Annotated in this window: 11 protein-coding genes and 4 pseudogenes; 1 reads left to right on the top strand and 14 read right to left on the bottom strand. The window is 52.0% G+C overall.

The genetic code is table 11. From position 1 onward, the window contains the following. Positions 1 to 18: 18 nt before the first annotated feature. From JCM10914_RS00965 to JCM10914_RS00945, 5 genes and pseudogenes are all read right to left on the bottom strand, one after another. A complete protein-coding gene (locus tag JCM10914_RS00965; protein ID WP_023956324.1) occupies positions 19 to 3,471 on the bottom strand; it encodes an SbcC/MukB-like Walker B domain-containing protein in 3,453 nt (1,150 codons plus the stop codon). Further along, positions 3,472 to 4,650: an exonuclease SbcCD subunit D gene (locus JCM10914_RS00960; RefSeq protein ID WP_023956322.1), complete on the bottom strand. Its 1,179-nt coding sequence runs from the start codon at positions 4,648 to 4,650 to the stop codon at positions 3,472 to 3,474. Continuing rightward, a pseudogene (addA, locus tag JCM10914_RS00955) lies at positions 4,650 to 8,812 on the bottom strand (helicase-exonuclease AddAB subunit AddA). The gene JCM10914_RS00960 and the pseudogene addA overlap by 1 nt, the downstream one beginning before the upstream one ends. Beyond that, a complete protein-coding gene (gene addB / locus JCM10914_RS00950; protein WP_023956316.1) occupies positions 8,809 to 12,309 on the bottom strand; it encodes a helicase-exonuclease AddAB subunit AddB in 3,501 nt (1,166 codons plus the stop codon). Before addB ends, addA begins: the two are co-directional and overlap by 4 nt. A gap of 319 nt (positions 12,310 to 12,628) precedes the next feature. Next, positions 12,629 to 13,998: pseudogene (locus JCM10914_RS00945) on the bottom strand (class I SAM-dependent rRNA methyltransferase). A 104-nt stretch (positions 13,999 to 14,102) separates the two neighbouring features. Between JCM10914_RS00945 and JCM10914_RS00940 the strand changes: the two are divergent. Next, the gene (locus tag JCM10914_RS00940) at positions 14,103 to 15,074 is read left to right on the top strand and encodes a Na/Pi cotransporter family protein (protein ID WP_023956310.1); all 972 of its coding nucleotides are present in this window, start codon (positions 14,103 to 14,105) and stop codon (positions 15,072 to 15,074) included. On the opposite strand, the gene JCM10914_RS00935 is transcribed toward JCM10914_RS00940, so the two are convergent. From JCM10914_RS00935 to dnaK, 9 genes and pseudogenes are all read right to left on the bottom strand, one after another. After that, positions 15,071 to 15,526 (bottom strand): NUDIX hydrolase, encoded by a 456-nt coding sequence (locus tag JCM10914_RS00935; protein ID WP_023956308.1) that lies wholly within the window; start codon positions 15,524 to 15,526, stop codon positions 15,071 to 15,073. The genes JCM10914_RS00940 and JCM10914_RS00935 overlap by 4 nt on opposite strands. A gap of 86 nt (positions 15,527 to 15,612) precedes the next feature. After that, positions 15,613 to 16,955: pseudogene (gene mtaB / locus JCM10914_RS00930) on the bottom strand (tRNA (N(6)-L-threonylcarbamoyladenosine(37)-C(2))-methylthiotransferase MtaB). Between the two features lie 2 nt (positions 16,956 to 16,957). After that, the gene (locus JCM10914_RS00925; RefSeq protein ID WP_023956304.1) at positions 16,958 to 17,728 is read right to left on the bottom strand and encodes a 16S rRNA (uracil(1498)-N(3))-methyltransferase; all 771 of its coding nucleotides are present in this window, start codon (positions 17,726 to 17,728) and stop codon (positions 16,958 to 16,960) included. Between the two features lie 78 nt (positions 17,729 to 17,806). Next, a complete protein-coding gene (locus JCM10914_RS00920) occupies positions 17,807 to 18,493 on the bottom strand; it encodes a site-2 protease family protein (RefSeq protein ID WP_023956302.1) in 687 nt (228 codons plus the stop codon). 2 nt (positions 18,494 to 18,495) lie between these two features. After that, complete coding sequence (prmA, locus tag JCM10914_RS00915; RefSeq protein ID WP_023956300.1) at positions 18,496 to 19,473, bottom strand: 50S ribosomal protein L11 methyltransferase; 978 nt, start codon at positions 19,471 to 19,473, stop codon at positions 18,496 to 18,498. Between the two features lie 155 nt (positions 19,474 to 19,628). Beyond that, complete coding sequence (locus tag JCM10914_RS00910; RefSeq protein ID WP_023956298.1) at positions 19,629 to 19,814, bottom strand: YfhD family protein; 186 nt, start codon at positions 19,812 to 19,814, stop codon at positions 19,629 to 19,631. A gap of 224 nt (positions 19,815 to 20,038) precedes the next feature. After that, entirely contained in the window at positions 20,039 to 20,221 is a 183-nt protein-coding gene (locus JCM10914_RS29550; RefSeq protein WP_231638444.1) for a hypothetical protein, read from the bottom strand. 165 nt (positions 20,222 to 20,386) lie between these two features. Then, positions 20,387 to 21,498, bottom strand: a pseudogene (dnaJ, locus tag JCM10914_RS00905) (molecular chaperone DnaJ). A 94-nt stretch (positions 21,499 to 21,592) separates the two neighbouring features. Continuing rightward, complete coding sequence (dnaK, locus tag JCM10914_RS00900) at positions 21,593 to 23,440, bottom strand: molecular chaperone DnaK (RefSeq protein WP_023956290.1); 1,848 nt, start codon at positions 23,438 to 23,440, stop codon at positions 21,593 to 21,595. Positions 23,441 to 23,478: the final 38 nt, after the last annotated feature.

The raw sequence follows: 23,478 nt of genomic DNA, 5'->3' as shown, positions 1-23,478 counted from the left end.
CGCGATAAGAATATGAATTCAACATGACATATCCTCACATCGTCTCGATCTTGAGCTGCGATCCCTCCCCGGCCTGCTCGGCCGGGCTGACCACCAATTTACGAGGAAGGCGGGCTCTAAGCTCGGCACATGACTGATTATCCCAACAGTAAGCTGGTCATGATGCAGACGCTCCAGTGACGTAATAACGGTCTCAAGCAGTTCAGGATCAAGCGTGCCGAATCCTTCGTCGAGGAAGAAGAATTGCAGCGGGTACTGTCCTCTCAACTGAATTTGTGCTGAAAGTGCAAGCGCCAATGCCAAAGACGTGAGGAACGTCTCCCCGCCGGAAAGCGTCGATACCGGACGCCGGACGCCGCCGTTAGCATCATCACGTATGACGAAACCACCGCCGGAATCGACCTCAAGCGAATATCGCTGCTTGGTTAAATAACGCAGACGCTGGGACGCCGACTGGCTAACCTGCATCAGTTGTTCCTCTGCAACATACTCCACGAACGCATTCCCTCGCAGGCAAGACTGAAGTTTCGCCAGCCGTTCGCTATCACGCTGAAGGTCGATTCGGGATTCCTCAAGCTCCATGAACCTGCTGTGGCGCTTGTTCAAATCCTCTAAATCTCGCTCGGCTCTCGCTTTTCGCTGAATGGCCTCCTCGTCTTCTGTACGGATCGCCTGTATTTCTGCTGTGCTGCGGAGCCAGTCTTCTTCCTCGAAAGTGTGCTCTCCCATCTTCCGCACCACATCTCCAAGCCGTATCATCCACTCTCGCTGACTTTCACGATGAACGTTAACTTGGTGCTGGTATCGCTCGGTCTCGTCGGCGCTCAAGCTGGCTTCTCTGACATCGGCTTCAGACAGGAACGGGGAAGCCTGCAACTGATGCTCCCACTTCTCTCTGGCGGACAGAAGCTGTCCTTGCGCGGCATTTGCCGCCTGTTCAGCCAGCGCTGCTTCTTTAGAAACCTGCTGCGAAACTTCTTCGGCCTGGCGACGTTGACGCTTGGCCTGCTCAGCCGCGTCTCTCAGTGATTTCAAGCTATCGCGGCACTCTTTAAGCAATACCTGTGCAGACTGGTGACCGATCCATTTGCGTAACTGCTCTTCCTTGTCCTTCATAACGTTGCTCTTGCCTTCGAACTGCGCATCCCATTGAATCAATTGCTTCTCCAGCTCACGGTTCTGTCGTTCCAATTGCTGAATGGTCTGCTGCTTCTCTTCCAGAAACGGAACGCTGCGCTCGAGCCCTTCTTTCAACGTATCGGACTCCATATCCCGTTCTTGCATATTCTGAAATCGAACAGCGGCTGCTTCCAGCGGAAATGCCGGGTCTGTGTCCTCCCACGTTTGCCTGATCCCCGTGATCTCGTTCTCAAAATTCTTCAGCTTGTCACGGAATTGTTCAAGCATTGCTTGATCGTTGTCGTTTGCCGTGTTCAACCTCATCAGCTCGTGCCGGGCGCTCTCATTCTCTTGCCGTACCTGGACCAGTTCATTCCGGCATTGCTTGACAGCCTCAGCCAAGGCCTCTGTCGTCTGGGTGAGCCACTCTACATCCGCTTCAATCTTAGCCAAATCGTACGGCTGCTTCGCGTCAGGATATGTATAGGAGACGGCTGCCTCCGCCCTATCGTTGTCCTGATCGGCTGCCGTGACAGCTCCTAGAGTCGCTTCCATATCTGCAAGTTCGGATTCCTGCGGCAAAGATTCCAGCTCGTGAAGCGATTGCCTTAATGCTAGTCTCACCTCTTGCAAATCATTGACCGACCGTTCCAGAAGCTGCAAACGGTTATCTTCGACATTCTCAAGCATGCCAACGGCAGCTGGATTCGGGTGATGCGCGCTCCCGCACACGGGACAAGGCCTTCCTTCTTCCAATTGGGCCGACAGGGACAGGGACAGCGAATGAAGCTCCTGCTCCCGAAGTGCTACCGCCATCGCTTGACGAACCTCCGCTGCTCCGGCGGCAGTCCGATCAGCGAATGCCAGCAGCTCATGAAGCGCACTTCGGTGCTGGCTTGCGCGTGTTGCCAGCCTTATGTATTGCCGCTGTAATCTATGCTCCTGTTGAACCAAGGATTCCAGCTTCACTGCCTGTTCCTTCGCTTTGCCCTCTTGCTGTAAGAGCTCCTGTTCTACACGCAATTTCTGTGCTGCTAACGCTTCGATCGTCTGCAGCTTCTGCATAGCGATGTGCAGCGCTTGACGGTCGCTGGAGCGTATCTCAAGCTCCTTCAACTTCAGTTGCAGTTCCTCGCGCCGCTTGCGTCCGCGTTCAAGCAGTTCCTGTTCTTTCTTCAACTGCGTTGCAACCGATTCAACATCCACGCGAGCCTCCGCGCGCTGCTTATCCAGACGACTCAGCTCTTCACGCAGCGTATCCCGCTCCTGTTGAAGCGAAGCTGCTTGTTCGAGCTGTTGTTCACGCTGCAGCAGTTTCGGTTCCCCTTCCGTCAGCGCGGTGAGTGCGGTCTCTTCAGTGTTACCCGCCTGTTGTGCTGTCTGCTGAGCTGCGGCAGCTTGCCCTTCAAGCGCTTTGGCTGTCTTATTGCGGCTCTCCCACTGTACTTCCGATTCTCGCCATGCGCCAAGTATCGGCATCATTTCAGCTGCAGCCGCAGTCCGTTCAAGTTTGCGCTCTAGCCGTTTGATCTCTTCTTCATGCAGCGCAAGTTCGTCCAGTTTGCGCTGCAGGCGCTTCTGCTCCATGTCCAGTTCGCGGGTCTTCCCCAGAGCTTCGTGCCGCTCTGAAGCACCCTGCAGCTTCTTTCTGAGCGCATCCGCATGCTCCCTCGCTTCGACAAGCAACGCTTCTGCTTGGACGAGCGCTTCTTTCCCTGCATTCCCAAGGCCCTGCTGCTCGGCTTCCACCGATTTGAGCGAACCTTCCGTCTCCTTGACACGTCGACTTAGCTTGATTCCAAGCTGATCACCGTAGCGTTCCAGGTGAAACAGACGCTGCAGCATTTGTCTGCGCTCCGTCCCCTTCAGCGACAGAAACTCAGCAAACTTACCTTGCGGCAGTACGACCGCTCGTGTAAAATCATCCATCTTCAGTCCGATTTTTTCTTCCACACAGCGGGTTACCTCCGCCAGCTTATCGGCTACGACTCGATCTCCTTCCGGCGTGACCTGAATGAAGCGACTAACCGTATTACTGACCGAAAGCTCATTCACTCGTTTGAACCTGCGCTCGACTCGGTATCGCTCCTGACCGGCTGGAGAGGTTAGTTCGAACGTGAAGGAAACGGCCAATTGGTCTTCCGAATGATTCATGATTCCTTGCGTACCGTTTACTGCACGCTCCACCTTGCCATACATAGCCAGCGTAATCGCATCGAGCAGCGTTGACTTTCCGCTTCCTGTCGGACCGAAAATTCCGAATAGACCGGTCTCACATAAGGTCTCAAAGTTGATCTCCTGCGTATTGCGATAACTCTGAAGGCCCGACAATTTCAAATAGATCGGCTTCATCTAGGCATTCACCCCCGCTGCTTCCGACTCCTCTTCATCAACAAGCGTGAGAAACAGTTCAACCAGTTCATCTTCTGGCTCGGCACCGCCGGTATGCCTCTGATAAAACTTGCGAAACAGCTCAGGCAACGGCAGGCGTGAACGCTCCATTTCTAACTCTAGCGCCTCCATCTCCGGATACACCGGACGAATATGAATAATACCCTCCCGACTTTTGCGCAATCGCTGAATATCCGCTAGTCCCATCGCCTCGGTCAACGATACCTCCAGGTCAATAAACGCATTCTGGTCGCGTTCCTCATCAAGCCAACGATAAACCTCATCCAGTCCGTTCTTGGCTTTCCAACGCACTAATGGACGACCACTGCTAAGGAACAACTCTTCGATAACGGGCTTTCCTCCTGGAGAAATATCGACCATCGTTACAGACTTTGCCTGCCCAGCCTCGGAGAAGCTGTAAGCAAGCGGCGAACCGCTGTAACGGATAATTCCGTCACCTTTCACCGCTTGCGCCCGATGAAGATGCCCAAGAGCCGTATAGTCGGCCCCAATGGACAATGCTGAGGGGTCCACAGTGTAAGCGCCGCCCACCTGTATCGGACGCTCTGATTCACTCTCAAGCCCGCCCAACACATAAATATGGCTCATGGCCAAGTTAACGGTTGCGGAAGTGAATTGCCTTGCCATCTTCTGCATCAGTTGGCCGACCCGCTCGCTATAGGCGCGGCGGAGCTGATCCTCGTCTCCATCTCCTGCAAGCAATTCGTTTAATCTCGCCTCGGAGGGATAGGGAAGCGCGGCGATCTTGGCCACCTCTCCCGTTCGCTTGGCCGTTACCGTCACGGCCTCCGCCGTTGGCGCTCCGATTAAGGTTATGCCGCGACTGGCGACAAGCGGAGAAATCGAGGCGACCCGCTCCGGCTGATCATGGTTGCCAGCAATAACGACGAACGAACGCCCTCCCTCGGTCAGCCTTGCCGCGGCATCATAGAATAATTGCTCGGCCGAGGCCGGCGGGTTGACCGAATCGTATACATCTCCCGCCATTAGAATCAGATCCGCTTGCTGGTCGGAGGCTAGCCTTACCAATTCGTCCATAAACTGCTCTTGCTCGGCAAGCCTGCTCCGTCCTTCAAGTGTTCGTCCTAAATGCCAATCCCCGGTATGCAAAATGCGCATTACACATCTCCTCCTTGCCCCTCTACCTGTACAGCGTGGCCGCCATCAAAAAAGTAAAGCCACTTCTCTTCTATAGGCTCGCCTAAGATATCTTCCAGCGCCTTAGCATATAAATCCAACTGGAAACGATATTGATCAACCAGCGCGGCGATGCCGCCACGATGCTCCATCACCCTGTCTGTCTTATAATCTAGCAGTATGAGTTTGCCGTTTAGTCTGAACAAGCAGTCAACAACCCCTTGGATTAACACCGTCTCATCCTGAAGCGATTGCCAGTTGAGCGATTCATTCCTGCTGTGATTTAGAAAATCCAAATCTTGATAAGCCATAGCTGCTGGTAATGCATAAGAAAACGGCATCTCCCGCCATACTTCCTCGGCCGCTAGCAGATGCGCGCCCGCTTCCGATCGGAACAAACCGCTAATCTCTTCAGGGTCAATGGCATTGGCCTGCTCCGGGGTAACAATCTCTTTCCCTACCAAATATTCTATCGTCTGCTGTACCACGCCCAAACCATCCGATTGATTTATTTCTCCCGCCTCCGATGCCAGACGCTGAAGAGGCAGGTGCTGCATAATCGTATGATAAGCTGTTCCGCGTTCTGCAGGCGTCAGTTTGTTCTCTTCCATAAACCGTGGGCGTTTCAACTGCAAACTATAAGCCCGGTGCCGAGCGCCTGCAAGCCTTCTCTGCTCTGACGATTTAGCCCTTGCTCCTCTACAAGGTCAAGCGAAGGACTCTCTTGCATGGCTAGCAGCCTCTTCATCTCCGTCACGGAAGTTTTGGCCGATATCTGACTGACAGTCTCATATGGATAGTTCCAAGATAGCCGATGATGGAGCGGTTCTGGGTCTAGCATATGATCTCGGGTGTCTTGCTTATCTTCGCTAGCCTTCGATTCGATGTGAACCGGCTCAAGCTGGCGCAGTGCTTTTGCTTTGTCGGCGCGATCTGCACTCTCTTCCGGCTCCTCACGAGTCAAGCCGTTGGAAGTTCCCTTGGCCAAAGATTCTGCAGTTTCGACCGATACGATCCAATCCGCCTGATCCAGCCCCACAACGACAGATTCACTTACTGATGGAAGACCCGCTCCATCTCGCAGCCGCTCCGCCGCGCGATGACGTATGATTGCCGGACCAATCCAATCCAGATAATTGCGCCCTCTGGCCAGAAGATGATCCGGCAACAGCTGCTCATGATGACGGTCAACCTGGGCCCATGCTGATACTTTCTTGTTCAAATCCTTGACCGTACCTACCATGATCATTTTCTCTTTCGGCCTGGTAAGGGCAACATAGAGCACTCGCATCTCTTCAGCCAGCAGTTCCAGCTGCGATCGACGACGTATGGCCAGATTAGGCAGTGTCGGGTAGCTAACTCGCAAGGTCTGATCCACGAATTTGGGCCCGAATCCAAGTTCCTTGTGCATCAGGAAAGGTGCGTTCAGATCCTGTTGGTTGAAATTCTTGGACAAGCCTGCCACAAACACAATCGGAAACTCAAGCCCTTTACTCTTATGAATGGTCATTAACCGAACGGCGTTGCCATGACTTTCTGTTCCAGCCGCAGTGCCGAGATCGCCGCCACGGTCACGCAGCCGGGAGATAAAGGTTAAGAATCGAAAGAGCCCCCGTGAAGCTGTATCCCGTTCATATTGAACCGCCCGATCATACAAGGCAGTCAAGTTCCCTTGACGCTGTCGTCCACCAGGCAATCCACCCAACCAATCGAGATATCCCGTTTCGCTATAAATATGCCAGATCAGCTCGCTCAGGCTTCCTTGGCGCGCTTCCTGACGCCAGCGCTGCAATCTATCCATAAACAGACTAAGTTTGCTGCCAAGCTCAGGAGAGATCGTGACCTGCTCGGATGTACTGGTCCCTGAACCACTATCACTGTCCTGGCTGCTTCCCGTTATTAGCTCAAATCCTGCCGCTACCTCCGCGAGGCTTGTCTGGTCAGCGATTTTCCATTGACCGTTCACAAATCTGGCGCTTTCAGGTTGTTCGAACAGCGGCTGTTGTTGCCCGCTGTATGTTGCGGCAGCCACCAAGGCATCGTAATACGAGCCTTGTGCACACAACCGCACCTGCGCCATCTCATTCTCCGATAGACCGATGATCGGAGAACGCAATACCGAAGCAAGGGGGATATCCTGCCGCGGATTATCGATGACTTGGAGGAGGGAGAGCATAATCTCAACTTCAATCGCCTGGAAATACCCCTTGTTCTGCTCGCCATATGCAGGAATTCCTTCCTGACGGAGCTCTTCCATGATCAGCGGGGACCATACGGCCGCAGAGCGCAGCAAAATAACCATGTCGCCATACACTGCCGGCCGCATCGTTTTGAGTGCTTTATCGTAGATTAAGAGCGGTTTCTCATTCTCGCCGGTCATCTCTCGAATTCTGCTGGCGATCGCACGTGCTTCCAGTTGAGCTGTTTCCATCTCCAGTGCTTCAACCTCATGCCCAGCTCCATCCGTCCCTTCGCCCTCCTCCAAAGGCTCTTCTTCGCCTCTGCCATGACGGTCAATGAGCAGCAGTTCAGGCGTATATGGGGAGTCTGTCCCCGTCTCGACCGGGAAAGATGCACCACACACCAATTCCGCGCGATCATCATAGACAATCTCGGCGACCGTTTCATTCATGATCTGCCTGAAGAGCATATTGACCGCATCCACCACTTCCATCCGGCTCCGGAAATTTCGCGCCAGATCGATTCGGATTCCGGAAAGCTCTGATTCGATATCCGCTGCGAAGTTCTTGTACTTGTCCAGGAACAGTCCAGGCTCTGCCAGGCGAAAACGGTAAATGCTCTGCTTCACATCACCCACCATAAACCGGTTACCCGGCGATTCTCTTGAGATCAGTCTGACGATATCTTCTTGAACGCTATTCGTATCCTGATATTCATCCAGCAGGACTTCATCAAACTGCGCCCGATATTCAACCGCTGCATCCGATGGCATCATATGCCCCGGCTCTGAATCCGGATGGCGGAGGATACGTAGACAATAATGTTCTAGATCGTTAAAATCCACCAATCCTTTGCTTGCCTTCGCTTCGCGATACCGCTCGCCAAAGTCGATGACAGTTGAAGCGAGTTCCTCCATTAACGGCGCAGCAATGAGCAGCTCCTGCAAAAATTCGGGCGCAGGTCGACCGAACAATGAACTCTTCAGCTCATTTACGGTCTTCTTCACATGATCTCGAAGTTCCTTGACGCGCTCCTGCAGTTCCGGGAGCGTGTCATCCTTGCGAACCGATTTGAGCTTGCCAAACGCTACCTGGCGAAATGTATCGTGCATGGACTCCCATGAGGAAGTCTCGGCGGCTTCCAGCAACGAAGCGATCAACGTCTGATCTGCCTCCAGATTATCAACGTAAGCGGCCGGTCCACCCGGCTGCATCGCGATCTGCCGCGCCTGCTCAAGCAAGCCGGCGGCCCCCTTCAAGGCTAAATGGGCATCTGCCATGATGCTCCGCACCCAAGGCGTCTGCCCCAGTTCCTTCGTATCCGTTATCGAAAAGCCAGCAGCCGTATCACGAAGCCAGCGTTCCGGCCAGGAATGGCTTCGCGAGAAATCATACAAACGCTGAACGAGGCGGTACAGCGCATCATCGGTCCGTTCGCCGCTGAACCAATCCGCCAAACGCAAGAAAGGACTGCCCGGCGCTTGTTCCGCCTCGCCATACTTCTCCTCAAACAACTCTTCCAGCATGTCCTGCCGCATTAAATCGGCTTCGTGCTCGTTGAGAATGCGAAATCCAGGATCCAGTGGTATGAGTTGATAGTAACGACGGATCACTTCCATACAGAAAGAATGAAGCGTTGTGATCGATGCCCGACCGAGCAAGGCGAGCTGGCGCCTAATGTGCTCATTATCCGGATCAAGATCAAGTTCGCGTTCCAGCGCTTCTCTGATCCTGCCGCGCATCTCGGCTGCCGCTGCCTTGGTGAAGGTGGCGACAAGGAGTCGGTCCACGCTGAAACCAGCGGATTCATCAAGGATTTTGCGAATAATCCGCTCCACCAGCACCGCGGTTTTACCTGAACCAGCCGCAGCGGCGACCAGTATGTCATCCCCCGCCAACGCAATGGCTTTCCATTGGTCGTCACTCCACATGCTACCTTCAGGTTTTGCTAACATCTCACTCATCGACTTCCCCCTCCCTTCATGTACCCAAGCAGATCCCACACTTGATCTCGACTCGGCTTGCCTAACAACTGATATTCGCTGCCCTCGATCGTATCATCGAATTGGCATACCGGCTTATACGAGCAGCATGTGCAGGCTGTTTCCTGCTGGATTCGGTACGGCTCGATCGTGACATCGCCGCCCGTAATTCTGGACCCGAGCGTAATGAGGTTCTCCCGGACTGCCGATAGTAAAGTCTCCCATTGATCAGGCGTCGCCACGGCCGCACTGCTGTAGAAGCTGCCGTCCGCTTTAACCGCCACGGGGAGGATTGCCGAGTGCCCTTTTTCGAGAAACGAATCCATTAAAGAGACCGCCTCGCGGTCTGCAAGCAGCAGCCCTTTCATTTTATAGCGCTTGAGCAGTTCCTCCGCCGCCTGTTCCGATGACATTCCGTTTGCAGATTGCAAGACAGGGTCATGGACATGGAAATACAGTGTGCCTGCCGGGAGCGCGGCTTCCCCCAGCCAATCCTCGGCGAACGTTAACAGTACGTCCAAGTATGTTAGCATCTGGAGCGAAAGACCGTAATAGACCTCATGCAGACGCAGGTCCTTCTGACTCGATTTGTAATCGATGACCCGCAGCATGACCCCTTGCTCGCCGCGAGCCATGTCCACTCGATCAATACGGCCAACAACCTCCATCTTAATGCCGCCCTGCAGCTCGAAGGTTAGCGGTGGCAGCGGCTTACCTGGTCCAAAATCCAGCTCAAGCCCGACAGGCTCGAACTTGCCACGCCGCGCCTGCTCTCCCAGAATCACGGACGCGCGCCCGACGATATTTTTGAGCTTGCGGGAAATATATCCATACCGTTTGGAACTCAGCAAAATTTCACCCTGCAGCATCGGTGCGAGCTGGTCAACCGTAGCCTCTGCTTCGCGAAGACATTCATCCGCCGTCAGATCGCCCCAGCCAAGGCCTTGGGATTGAAACTTCACTGCCATATTACTTAGCGCCGCATGGAACAACTGCCCAATATCCGGTGCCTGAAGACGGTACAATTGGCGTTCCTTCAACCTTAACCCGTGCGAAGCAAAATGCGAGAACGGGCAGGCGACAAAACGTTCCATACGGGACACGCTGGTCCGCAGCTTCGTCCCATACAGCTCTTTACTCGTCTGCTGCTGCAGTGGATGAGCTTCATTTCGATATGATAGTGACGACAGCATCGTAGCCAGCCGCGGCTGCATCTTCGGCTGCTCCACGAACCAATTGTACATTTGCCACCAAATGTGCGGGATATCCTCACCATTCTTCCAATCTCGCAGCCGGCCTGTCAGGAATGCCAAGGTTTTGTTGCTACGGGTTATATACCTCGACTGCTCTTCCACCGATTGTCCAGCGTGTGGCCGTGGTAGCAAAGGTTCTTCTTCCAACTGAAACATCAAACGAAGATGCCGGATAACCTCGGACGGCAATAGCCCTTTCCCCTCGTCATCAGCTGTCGGATAACTAACCCACAACTGATCGCTTGCCGTTGTCAATGCGTTGTAGATCAGGAAACGCTCATCCAGCAGTCTTCGGGAAATGCTCGGAGCTAACTCCAGCCCGCGCTGCCCTAGCTCTAACCGCTCCTGCTCCGTTAATATCCCATCATCCTGAAGTTGGGCAGGCAGTACGCCTTCGTTAATACCGAGCAGAAAAGCATATTTCACACGACCGGTCCTCGTCCGATCCATGCTGCCGACCAATACCTGGTCCAGCGATGGCGGTACGAGTGCCAGCTTGAGTTCTGATAGTCCCGTATCCAGGACACCGGTGAACAATTCCGTACTCAGTTTCTCGCTGCCCATCATCTCGACCACTTGATCCAGCAGATCAAGCACAGCCGTCCATACTTGTCTGTGCTCTCTTGCCTCCTCTGGTCTTCCGGCCTCCAAGGCCGCTCGACTAAGCAGCTCCAACTTCTCGGGGATATCCACCTCCTCCAGCAGGCGATATACCGCTGTACTCTGCTCGCGAGCCGATGTCGCCTTCTTCATCCGGTTCTCAAACACGGACAGCGGCTCCGATACCGTTCTTCTTGCGTGCTCGACCAGCCGCATACGATCAGAGCCCGAATCTTTCTGTTCCTCCCCGCCTTCAAGCGAAAGGCTTGGGGCTCCTTTCCAAGGACGTCCATCATACCAACGCGAGCCTTGAATTCCGGAAGCCAGGACATGGTTCTCCAGTTGATCCATATCGCCGCGGGTCAACGACCCGTCGAGCGGGAGCAGCAGATCCGTCTTGACGCAGCGGAACACATCCTCATAACGCCAACGCCGTCCAATGATATCCAGCGCAGATCGAACGAACTCCACCACAGGATGATGCAGTTCGCTTCGCTTCTGGTCCAGGAAATATGGAATGCCATATTCTCTGAAAAGCGGTCCCATCAGATGCTCATAATCTCCAATATTACGAACGAACACCGCCATCTCGCGATATCTCGCACCCTCATCCTGGACAAGTCGGAGCATTTCACGAAGAGCACCTTCGATCTCGGCCCGGCGGTTACTGGCAGCCCGTAACCGTAAACCGTGCCGGGCGCCCTCCCCTCTCCAGCGTTGCTTGCGGTCATAACCACGTTCAAGAAAAGCAAGCATGGGCGAAGCCTGAAAACGCGGTAAAACCTCCGGCGCCAGCACCTGGTGAGCGATATCTACCCCGAGCTCATCTGCAATACCTTTAAGCTTTATGTATGTCGTTGCTGTAGGATGGAACAGCTCGAGCTCATGCGGAAAGCTACCCTCCCCGTAAGGCTTGTCCAGTGTCAAGGCAATCGTGACATGACGGGCATGCGTCATAATCTCCCGAAGTACCAAGTACTCCTGCGGCGTAAACCCGTGGAAGCCATCGATCCAAATATCCGCCTGCTTGATGAAGTCCGACTCCGCCAGCCCTTCCGCTAGTGTTGCAAGTGTATCTTCATCGTCCGTGTACAATCGTGAAATTTCGAGTTCGAAGTCGCGAAGAACGAGGGCGATATCCTCCATTTTTCTTCGCAGCATGAGCGGGCCGCCCGTTCTCATCGTCAACTGCTCCATTTGCCCTTCCACATTGGATGCATCGATGCAATATCGTTTCATCTCGGTGTACAATTCACTCAATTTGCCCACAAAGCCCAGCTGTTCTCCGGAGGCTCCGAACAATTGAAGTTCTTCTTTGCGCCTTCTTAAGATTTTATATAACAGCATACGTTTGCCTTCCTCACTGATGGCAACCTTTGCTGCGCCCCCGGTTTCCTGCATGATCCGATATGCCAATCGACGAAAACTGAGCACTTGTGCGCGCATCATCCCCCTTACGGAACCTGCACTTACCAGCGCATGCTCTGCTTCATACGACCCTTGTTCCGGAACGATCAATATCATGGGTTTGCCTTGCGGCTCCTGTTCCAGATGCCGGATCATATCATGACGGATCATAGTGCTCTTGCCGCTACCCGACCTTCCGATCACAAACTGAATCCCCATGCCGCACCTCCTTCCAAAATCCGCTTGCACTTAAAGCTTCTATCTTAAAATAGACTTGGCAAATTGCAGCTATCATTACGGCCTAAATCTATCCGTTCATTGCCATGATTCATAGACTTTAACCAGTCATAAACATAAAGAAACATTGAATTCAGATGATGATTTCTAGTATAGCACAAGTGCAGACTTATGGAACATACGTTTGGATTTCATTGCCAATAGCGTAGATTATGTTAGAAAAGACCCTTATTCCTTGGGATGTAATCACCACAAGGAATAAGGGTCTTTCAATCAACGCTTTACCTATCCAGCTCTCTGTTTATAGACTCGACTTACTGCGTACTTCGAACACGGCAAATTTCAAATAATGTCCCTCATCTACGCCAAGAATTTGCGGATGGTCCTTGCCGGCCGCTCGCCATTCCACCAGACGCAGCACTTTGCCGGCATCTTTCGCTGCTTCTTGGACTGTTTCCAGGAACAAATCCGGTCGCATATGATACGAGCAGCTGGCCGTGACGAGATAGCCCCCTTCGTTCACCAACTTCATTCCATGAAGGTTGATATCCTTATAGCCACGGCAAGCCCCCTTGACAGCAGACTTCGTCTTGGCAAAAGCAGGGGGATCCAGAATCACGACGTCCCATGAACGGCCGCCAGCGGCCAACGGTTTCGATGTATCGACTTTTTGGTCGCTGCGTGAACGGAGTTCGCGCTCTTCCAAACCTTTGACTTGCCCACGCAAGTATTGAAAGGCATCGTCTACAACGAACTCGACCCGATCTTGATATCCGTTGAGTTCTACATTCTCTCTTGCACTCTGAATAGCGTGCTCCGAAATATCAAGACACGTCACCTTCTTCGCCCCGTATTGGCATGCATGCAGCGTAAAGCTGCCTGTATGCGAGAAACATTCGAGCACGGTGGCTCCATCCAATATGGGAATGTGACTTCGTTGCCGCTCTTGTTCACGGGCACCCGCTTCGTCACGCCGTCTTGCTCCACTTCCTGCAGCTTGATTCCGCTTCGTCCGCCCCAGCCCGTCATGAGTGGTTTAATCGATGCCCGATTCTCCCGCTGGTCGAAGAAATACCCCGTTTTCTGACCTTCGTAAATGTCCACTTTGATCTTCAATCCGTTCTCTGTCACGGTCACATGACGCGGGCACTCACCGTAGAGTATTCCCGTGCGCTGCTCAAGTCCCTCCAGTTCGCGAATGGACACATCGCTCCGTTCATAGATCCCTTTCGGCTGAATCACTTCAACCAATGCACTCACGATCGCATCCCGGCACAAATCCATACCGAGTGTAAGCAGTTGCACCACAAGCACGTCCTCAAAGCGATCCACGATCAGACCAGGGAGAAAATCCGCTTCTCCATAAACGAGCCTGTACGCATTCTCATGCCCGACGAACCGCTCCCGATGCTTCAGGCACTCCCGGAATCTGGCTGCAAAAAAAGGATGATCCATATTCTCGATGGGTTGGTACGAAACGGTTCGTACCGTAATTTGCGACTGGGGGTTGTAATAACCTGAAGCCAGGAATCGACCCTGATGATTCATTATCGATACAAGGTCCCCGGGCTGCGGCTCGCCTTCAACCGCAGCGATCTCGCTTTTGAATACCCAAGGATGACCTTGTTCCAATCTTTTTTTTCGATTGCGATCCAATATAACCGATGACACTATCCATTTCACTCCTTATGCTTGGTACCTGCAACATTCCATTGGCATGCATGTCCATGCGGATTCATATACGTAAATAAGAAAAACAAAAAAAGGAGAACATCATGCTATCATCACTCTGGTTTCCCATCTGTTACGGTCTGGTTCTGTTTCTGTTTGGGATGAAAGTAATGGAGGTTGCCCTTCAGCGCTGGGCTGGACCGCTACTGCACAGGTGGCTTCATCGAGCAACTTCCACACCCTTAAAAGGAATGATCGCCAGTACAGCCGTCACCGCCCTCCTGCAAAGCAGCACAGCCGTGACCGTACTCGCCATCGGATTCGCCAACGCAGGTCTGTTGAGCTTCGCCGGAACTCTCGGCATCATTCTGGGCACGAACATCGGTACTACCGTTACGACAGAACTCATAAGCCTTCAGATCGGACAAGCGGCTATGCCCCTTCTAATCCTCTCCCTGATGGTATGGGTCGGCGCCGTACTCCTTAGCGAACGAGTTCCGGCAAGTTATGATCGGTTGAGGATCACGGTGGTTCGCACCCAATTCCTATGTTTGGCTGTTGCCGGATTCGCGCTCGTGCTGCTTGCTATTCAATATATGCAATCCATCGGGCCTACCCTGCAAACTCTCGGCCTGTTCCAATGGTTTCTCGATCATGCAGCTCGAAGTGTCCTATGGGGGATTGTGGCTGGGGCACTGCTAACCGCGCTAATGCACAGCAGCGCTGCTGTCATCGCCATGGCAATGGGACTTGCAGCCAGCGGAGCTCTCCCGCCGGAACTTGGCGTAGCCGTGGTTCTAGGTTCCAACGTCGGTACATGCGTAACCGCCTTGATCGCTGCACTGGGAAGCTCTCCCGCCGGTCGTTTTGTTGCATGGTCCCATATGGGACTCAATGTTGGCGGGGTAATGCTGTTCGCACCGTTCATCAGCGGCTTGACGGCCGCATCCGGCTACTTCGCGACTGACCCGGCCGGCCAGATTGCCCATGCACAGACCTTGTTCAATCTGATTTGTTCCCTGATCGCCCTGCCGCTGTGTTATCTACCCATATGGAAGCGGCGAGCCCCGGTCTAGTAGGGGATGTCTTCGTTCTCTGGAATGTAGACCTCGAGCAGAGAAAGAGCTTTACGAAGAATAATATCGTTGTTGTTGTAACCGTTGCTGCGCTGTTTTCTCCACGCTTCAAGAGGTTCATGCCAAGCCACGGCGTTTATCTCCTCCAGTTGCGGTACTAATGCGCCCGCAATGGCTTCAACCAAATAATAATGCACTTCCTTATCGACCTGACCTAGCTCGGGATGATGATATTTATAGGCAATGATATCAACCGGAGAAGAAATGGAGCCGACGATTCCCGTCTCCTCATGTATTTCACGGAGTGCAGTTTCCTCGATGGTCTCACCCGCCTCCATTTTGCCTTTAGGGAGCGAGGTTTTTCCATACCTGTCGACGATAAGCTGTACTTGGAGTATTCCTTCTTGATAACGATATACTACGCCGCCTGCGGAAATTTGCGTAAATGTCATGTCCTGTTCCTCCTTCATGTACAACAAGGACTCCACTTCCGGATAGCTGGAAATGAAATCCTTGTCGGGTACGTCGGCTATGGAATTTACTGAGCGGCTGCCCGAAGTCCATTATCCATGACGCTGATTAATTCGCCTTCGCATTCATTCACTCCGGCTTTCGTCAATTTCACGCGACACAATTGACCCTCAAGCTCCGAGGAACCATTGAAGATAAGTTGCAGATAATTGTCGCTATAGCCCTGCATTTTGCTGCCGGACGGTGCCCCCTTGTATTCTCGCTCCGGTATAACTTCGAGAATTTGGCCGACAAAACGTTGGGCATAAGCAAGCTGCAACTGTTCAGACAAATCGATCAGTTCATGCACACGCGCATTCTTCACTTCATCATCAACCTGATCCTCCATCCGTGCAGCTGGCGTGCCTGTACGCTTGGAATACGGGAAGACATGCATTTCCGAGAACTGAATCGCCTTCATCAGATCATATCCATTACGGAACATCTCATCGGTCTCCCCCGGGAAGCCAACAATCACATCCGTGGTGATGCCAACATCAGGCATGGCTTGCCGAATAAGACCCATCTTATTGTAGAACTCCTCGGTTGTATACTTGCGGCGCATGCGCTTGAGGACCGTATCGTCACCCGCTTGCAGCGGAATATGGAGATGACGGCACATCTTGCTGGAGCGATTCAATACATCCAGCATCTTCTCATCGATCTGGCTCGCTTCAATTGAGCTGATCCGAATTCTTTCGAGGCCGTCCACGCGATCCAGATCCCATAGCAGGTCGGACAATCGGTAGTTCTCCAGATCATCACCGTACCCGCCAGTATGAATACCCGTTAGTACGATTTCTTTATAACCGGCATCAACAAGCTGATGCGCCTGATGGATGATGCTCTTCGGATCACGGCTCCGGGACAAACCACGGGACCAAGGAATAATGCAGAATGTACAGAAGTTGTTGCAGCCGTCCTGAATTTTCAGGAACGCGCGCGTCCGCTCCGCAAAATTAGGGACGTCCAAATCCTCGAACACCCGGGTCTTCATAATATTGCGAACCGCATTAACCGGTTGACGGGATTTCTCAATATCGTGGATGAAATCCATGATTTTATCCCGATCCTGGTTCCCGATTACAAGGTCGACACCCGGAATATCCAGAATCTCGGCTGGTGAAGTCTGGGCATAGCAGCCCGTAACGGCCACGATGCTTCCGGATTACGCCGAACCGCGCGCCGTATCATCTGACGGCTCTTTTTATCGCCTGTATTGGTTACATGACAAGTATTAATCAAATAAACATCAGCTGTCTGCTCGAAGTCCACCTGGTCATACCCGTCATTCTTGAAATATTGCCAGATGGCCTCGGTATCATAAAAATTAACTTTACAACCTAACGTATAAAACGCTACGGATGGCATGTTCAAACGCCCCCCATTTCTCCAGATTCATATAATGCACAAGCAAGCGCCGTCATTCCCGCTGTCTCGCAGCGAAGAATTCTTCGACCAAGGGCCACGGACACAGCGCCAGCTTGCTCAGCAGCCCGACACTCCTGTTCGGTAAAACCACCTTCGGGACCTACAACCAATAATAAACTCGCCTTGGAATCATCCGCTTGAAGCACTGCCTCCACAAACGGTTTAAGTTTGTCCCGAAGTTGGGCGCCGGACTCCTTCTCATAACAAAAATAAACGGCATCATAGCCGTCAAACGCGGCAAGCAGGTTCTTCCACGACATCGGCTGGTCCACAGCGGGAATCCGATTACGGTGCGCCTGTTCGGCAGCCTCTTTCGCGATCTTTCGCCAACGTTCCAACCGCTTGACTTCCTTCTTCGCGTCATACTGAACGATGGTACGTTCTGACAAAAAGGGCACAAACGACACGGCACCGATCTCGGTGCATTTCTGGATGACCGTCTCCATCTTGTCGCCTTTCGGTAAGCTTTGAGCGATGGTCACCTGTAATCGTGGTTCGTGATTCATCTCCAAAGGCTCAAGTAATACAGCCAAGACACGATGGCCATCCATATCGTCGATCTTAAATAGCGCCTCACGTGAAACGCCATCGCTTAAGATGAATTTATCACCCAGCCTGCCCCGCATCACTTTGGTTATATGCCGGGCGTCATCACCTGTAATCTCAACACGGTCTTCCGCAAACTGTGCGGGAGTCACAAAATATCGTTGCATCTTTATCCTCACCTAACTCCAAAATCGCCAAACCTCATGATACATCTTTTCGGCCCGGCTGACCAGTGCCAATCATGGTCAATAGCCGCCGGTTATCATAATAAATAGATTCAATACCTCATGTGCCATATTTCGTGCTGCTTGATAAAGCGGAGCAATCGTATAATTCTGAAAAACTGGCAGGAGGATGATCAACAGGAAAAAAAGTATGGACCACTGCTCGAACCGTTGAATCTTGGCGCTTACCCGCGGAGGCAGTACATCCTCCAGAATGCGATAACCATCCAAGGGTGGCAGTGGGACGAGATTGAACAAACACAAGAAAAAATTAAGCAATATAAAAGCTTCGAAGAAGATCTGAACGGCTTGCTCCGATCCCGTCAACGGAATTGGATTCGCATAGCCTAGCTGATACAATACGGCATAGATCAACGCACCAATGATGCCCAACACCAAGTTGCTCAGCGGTCCCACGGCAGCGACCACGATGCTCATTAGCCGTGGTTTATTGAAGTTCTCCCGGTTAATCGGGACGGGCCTCGCCCATCCAAATCCTGCAATTAGCAGCAGTACGATGCCGAGGAAATCAAAGTGTACGGCTGGGTTCAAGGTAACTCTGCCCAATAACTTCGCCGTTGGATCTCCGAATTTATTAGCAAAATAAGCGTGCGAGAATTCATGGACCGTAAATGCAATTATAATGACGATCAGATAAAACGGGAGTTGTTCCAGTGGATAGAATAACAGTCGATCCAAAAACTCCATAATCAGTTCTTCCTCGCCACGAATGCAACCCAATCATCTTCTCGGCAAATATCTGCGATTTGAAAGCCCGATGAGACGAGTGCAGCCTGCACCAGTTCTTCCTTGTTCTTGTAGATGCCAGAAGCGATATAAACGCCTCCTGACTGCAAAGCCTGATAGACATCGTCGATGAATAGCAGAATAACCTCTGCCAAGATATTAGCAACTACAATCTGTACAGGCAGCGCAACGCCAAGCTCAGATTGAACAGACTTATCGATGAGAACGGAGAGCAGGTCGCTCTCCTTCACCGTAATTTTCTCCTCTAACCCGTTAAGCCGTGCGTTCTCCGTCGCGCTTGAGACAGCCACCGGGTCCAGATCCAGTGCGAGTATGTGAGCGGCTCCCAGGCGCGCGGCACCGATGGCCAGAATCCCCGAGCCCGTTCCCACATCAATAATTTCTTCTCCGCCTTGGACCACCATTTCCAGCGTACGCAAGCATAGCGATGTGGTTGGATGCGTACCCGTGCCGAATGCCATCCCAGGGTCCAGTTCAATAATATGTTCTTCTTCCGATTCTGGCGTGTACTCTTCCCAAGTCGGCTTGATTGTAAGCCGATTCGACACACGGATCGGTTTGAAATACTGTTTCCAGGCCGTTGCCCATTCATCCTCGTTCACTGTCTTCATTTCATACCGTACTTCACCTGTGTCAATGCCGAAGTCCTTAAGCTCGTCTACACGCGGCGAAATTTCGTTGTGAATCTCATCCAGCGTAGTTGTCTCATCAAAGTACCCTTTGATGACGGCAAACCCTTCTGGTATATCGTTAAAGGGAACGATCTCATCGAACCATTGGCCCAAAGACGTATCCCGCTTCTTATTCGTTGATCCCGACTCTTCAATCGAGACGCCACCCGCTCCTGCCTCGTGCAGGAAATTGGTGATCATCTCCACGGCTTCTTCCGTGGTATGTATCGTTAATTCACGCCATAACATGTGCTACAGTTCCTCCTCATTCGTACGTAACTATCATTGTACTATATTGAGGACCTCGTATACAAAAATTATAAGAAAACCTCCTGCCTCATCTTACCGAGACAAGAGGCCGTCACCTCAGCATAAAATCCCGCCATATTCATAAGCGGGTGGCATTACTGCTCGTCCAGAATTTCCTTCAACTGGCGCTGGTCCGCCGCCTCGCCTCTGCGAATGGCCTCCACATCATCGTGATCTGCTTCCATTGCCGAGAACTCCACATCCTCAGCCTTGGCAGATTGAAGAGCCAGCATTTTCTCTGTTTTGCTTGAAATGCTCCCTTTCTTTTTTCGTCTCATCATAAAACCCTCCTCTCTCACGTTGTTATTTACGGTACTCACATCATACCGCCGGATTCTTCGATAATTCGTTCAGCCTGGGCATACATAGCTTGCTCCAGCACGACGGTCAGCAGAATATCACGTCCAGTGGTATCGTCCGCCCCCCCATCACTCCATACCGCTGACCGCTGGATCGGAAGAGGACAATATCGCCTCCGATACGCTCACGAACGATGCGTTATGAGTCATGGACATATAGCTGTGAAAGTCCCCGGCAAGGGATGATTCGTAATATTCAATCCACCTGACGAAGAGGTATTAAAGCGGTCGATGGACATATCGATAACTCGAAGCGACTGCAATTTGCGCGCGGCATGCTGGGCTTCCTCCGGGCTCTTGAAGTAGGCCAGTATGTTTCTTTCAGTCAAGAGATTCACCTGCATTTCTTCGTGTAGAGTCACCAAACTAACGGAACATCCCCTAGCTTGCTTCACCTTCCTGTGATTTATTCCACGTAAAAAAAGCAGGCTGAGGTCACTACACCCCAGCCTGCCCTATCGATGATATGAATCATTTGCGTTTATGGTTAAACATTAGTCACCGCGAAACGCCTTTTTTACACGGTCAAAAAATGACTGCTCCTGCTCATGTGTCTGTTCGCCATCCAGCGAAGCGAATTGACGGAGCAGATCTTTCTGCTCATCGCTCAACTTGCTCGGCGTAACGATGACCACCTTAACATGTTGATCACCCTGTCCTGCCCCGCGCAAACGGGGAACTCCTTTGCCCTTTAAGCGGAAGAAGGTGCCAGTTTGAGTGCCTGCAGGAATTTTCAGCTTCACTTTTTCGGTCAAGGTCGGGATTTCAATCTCGTCGCCTAGTGCAGCCTGCGCAAAGGTCAGCGGCACTTCGCAGTAAATATCTTCCCCTTCACGCTCGAAGAAATCATGCGACTTGACCCGAATGACGATGTACAAATCACCGGCCGGACCGCCTCGTACTCCACCTTCACCCTCACCTGTCATACGCAGTTGCGCGCCGTCATCCACGCCAGCAGGAATGCGAACGTGAATCTTGCGCTGTTTTTTCACTTTGCCATTACCGTGACAAGTGGAGCAACGCTCTTTGATAATCTTTCCGTTACCGTTACAGTTCGAACAAGCACGACGGTTCACCATACGGCCAAACGGCGTGTTCTGCACAACCTCTTCTTGACCGGTACCTCGGCAGACCGAGCATGTCTGAGGCTGTGTTCCCGGCTTAGCTCCTGAGCCGTGGCAGGTGTCACAATTCTCAGTACGCGGAATGGTAATATCGGTCTCCTTGCCGAATATCGCTTCCTTGAATTCGACGGTCATCGTATACTGCAGATCGTTCCCTCGTTGTGGCGCATTCGGATCACGCGTCCATTTCCGCCAAAGAACATATCGAATATGTCACCAAAACCGCCGAAATCACCGGCGCCACCACCCATGCCCTGGTTCGGATCAACATGTCCATACTGATCATAACGCGTTCGCTTTTGACCATCGCTCAGCACGTCATAAGCCTCTTTTACTTCTTTGAATTTGGTCTCCGCATCAGCCGCTTTATTGACGTCTGGATGATATTGGCGTGCCATCTTACGATACGCTTTCTTGATATCGTCATCGGATGCATCCTTGCCAAGACCGAGCACTTCATAATAATCACGCTTTTCAGCCACGGTTTCACCTCAATCTCCTGATTACTCTTACGACAAAAGGAAAGTCAAAGTGCGAAGATGCGCAGCTTTGACCTTCCCATACAATCTATTCAGATTAACCTTTGTTTTTGTCTTCGTCAACAACCTCGTAATCAGCATCTACGACGTTGTCTTTCTTCGGAGTACCGGATTCAGCACCATCAGCGCCTTCTGCACCCTGTTGTTCTTGTGCAGCTTGCTCATACAACTTCACAGACAGCTGTTGAACGATCTGGGTCAGCTCTTCCACCGATGCATTGATCTCTTCGAGATTGTCAGCTTCCAGCGCCTTCTTCACTTTTTCTTTGGCTTCGTTTGCTTTTTCCGCTTCAGCTGCATCCACTTTATCGCCAAGATCCTTCAAGGTCTTCTCTGTAGTGTATACGAGTTGGTCCGCATTGTTGCGAGCTTCAACCAGTTCTTTACGTTTACGATCTTCCTCCGCATGCAGTTCTGCGTCCTTCATCATCTGTTCAACTTCAGCGTCGCTCAAGCCGCTGGAAGACGTGATCGTAATCTTCTGGCTCTTGCCCGTACCTTTATCGGTAGCCGATACGTTAACGATACCGTTCGCATCGATATCGAAAGTAACCTCGATTTGCGGTACGCCGCGCGGCGCTGGAGGAATATCTCCAAGCATAAAGCGTCCAAGCGTTTTGTTGCCTGCAGCCATTTCACGCTCGCCTTGCAGCACGTGAATCTCAACGCTCGGCTGATTATCAGCATAAGTCGAGAAGACTTGGGTTTTGCTTGTTGGGATCGTAGTGTTACGCTCGATCATCTTGGTGAATACGCCGCCAGCTGTTTCAATACCGAGAGACAGTGGAGTTACATCGAGGAGAACGACGTCCTTCACATCACCTGTCAATACACCAGCTTGCACTGCTGCGCCAAGTGCAACCACTTCGTCAGGGTTTACGCCCTTATGCGGCTCTTTACCTGTCAACTTCTTAATAGCTTCCTGTACCGCAGGGATACGAGTGGAGCCACCGACAAGCACAATTTTGTTAATATCATTAGCCGTCAGACCTGCATCGCTAAGCGCCTGACGAGTTGGTCCAAGCGTGCGCTCTACAAGCGTAGCCGACAATTCTTCGAATTTAGCGCGAGTCAGATTGATCTCAAGATGCTGCGGCACGCCATCGGCAACGGTGATGAACGGCAGCGAGACAGTCGTTGTCAGTACGCCTGACAATTCCTTTTTCGCTTTTTCCGCAGCATCTTTCAGACGTTGAACCGCTGCTTTATCCTTGCTCAGATCAATGCCTTGCTCTTTCTTGAATTCAGCTACAAGATAATCGATGATCACTTGGTCGAAGTCGTCGCCGCCCAGCTTATTGTCACCGCTGGTTGCTTTAACTTCGAAGAAACCGTCACCGAGCTCAAGGATGGATACGTCGAACGTACCGCCACCAAGGTCATATACGAGAATTGTCTGATCTTCGGATTTCTCCATACCGTACGCCAATGCAGCCGCTGTCGGCTCGTTAACGATACGCAATACTTCCAGACCCGCAATTTTACCGGCATCCTTTGTCGCTTGACGCTGGCTGTCGTTGAAATAAGCCGGTACCGTAATAACCGCCTGCGTTACGGTTTGACCGAGATAAGCCTCAGCATCAGACTTCAACTTTTGCAGAATAATCGCCGAAATCTCTTGAGGCGTATAATCTTTGCCATCAATCGCTTCTTTATGACTCGTACCAATGTGGCGCTTAATGGACATGATCGTACGATCCGGGTTCGTGATCGCTTGGCGTTTCGCTGTATCACCAACAATACGCTCCCCGTCTTTCTTAAAGCCGACCACGGACGGGGTTGTACGAGCACCCTCCGGATTCGGAATGACTACTGCTTCGCCACCTTCCATTACGGCAACGCAGGAGTTGGTTGTTCCAAGGTCGATACCAATTACTTTACTCATGTAAAAATCCTCCTTATTCATCCATACGATTCTTCGTA

Source organism: Paenibacillus sp. JCM 10914 (assembly GCF_001315105.1).
Taxonomy (GTDB): Bacteria; Bacillota; Bacilli; order Paenibacillales; family Paenibacillaceae; genus Paenibacillus_AQ.
Note: the sequence above shows the minus strand (reverse complement) of the source record. Positions and strands in the feature narration are given on the sequence as shown.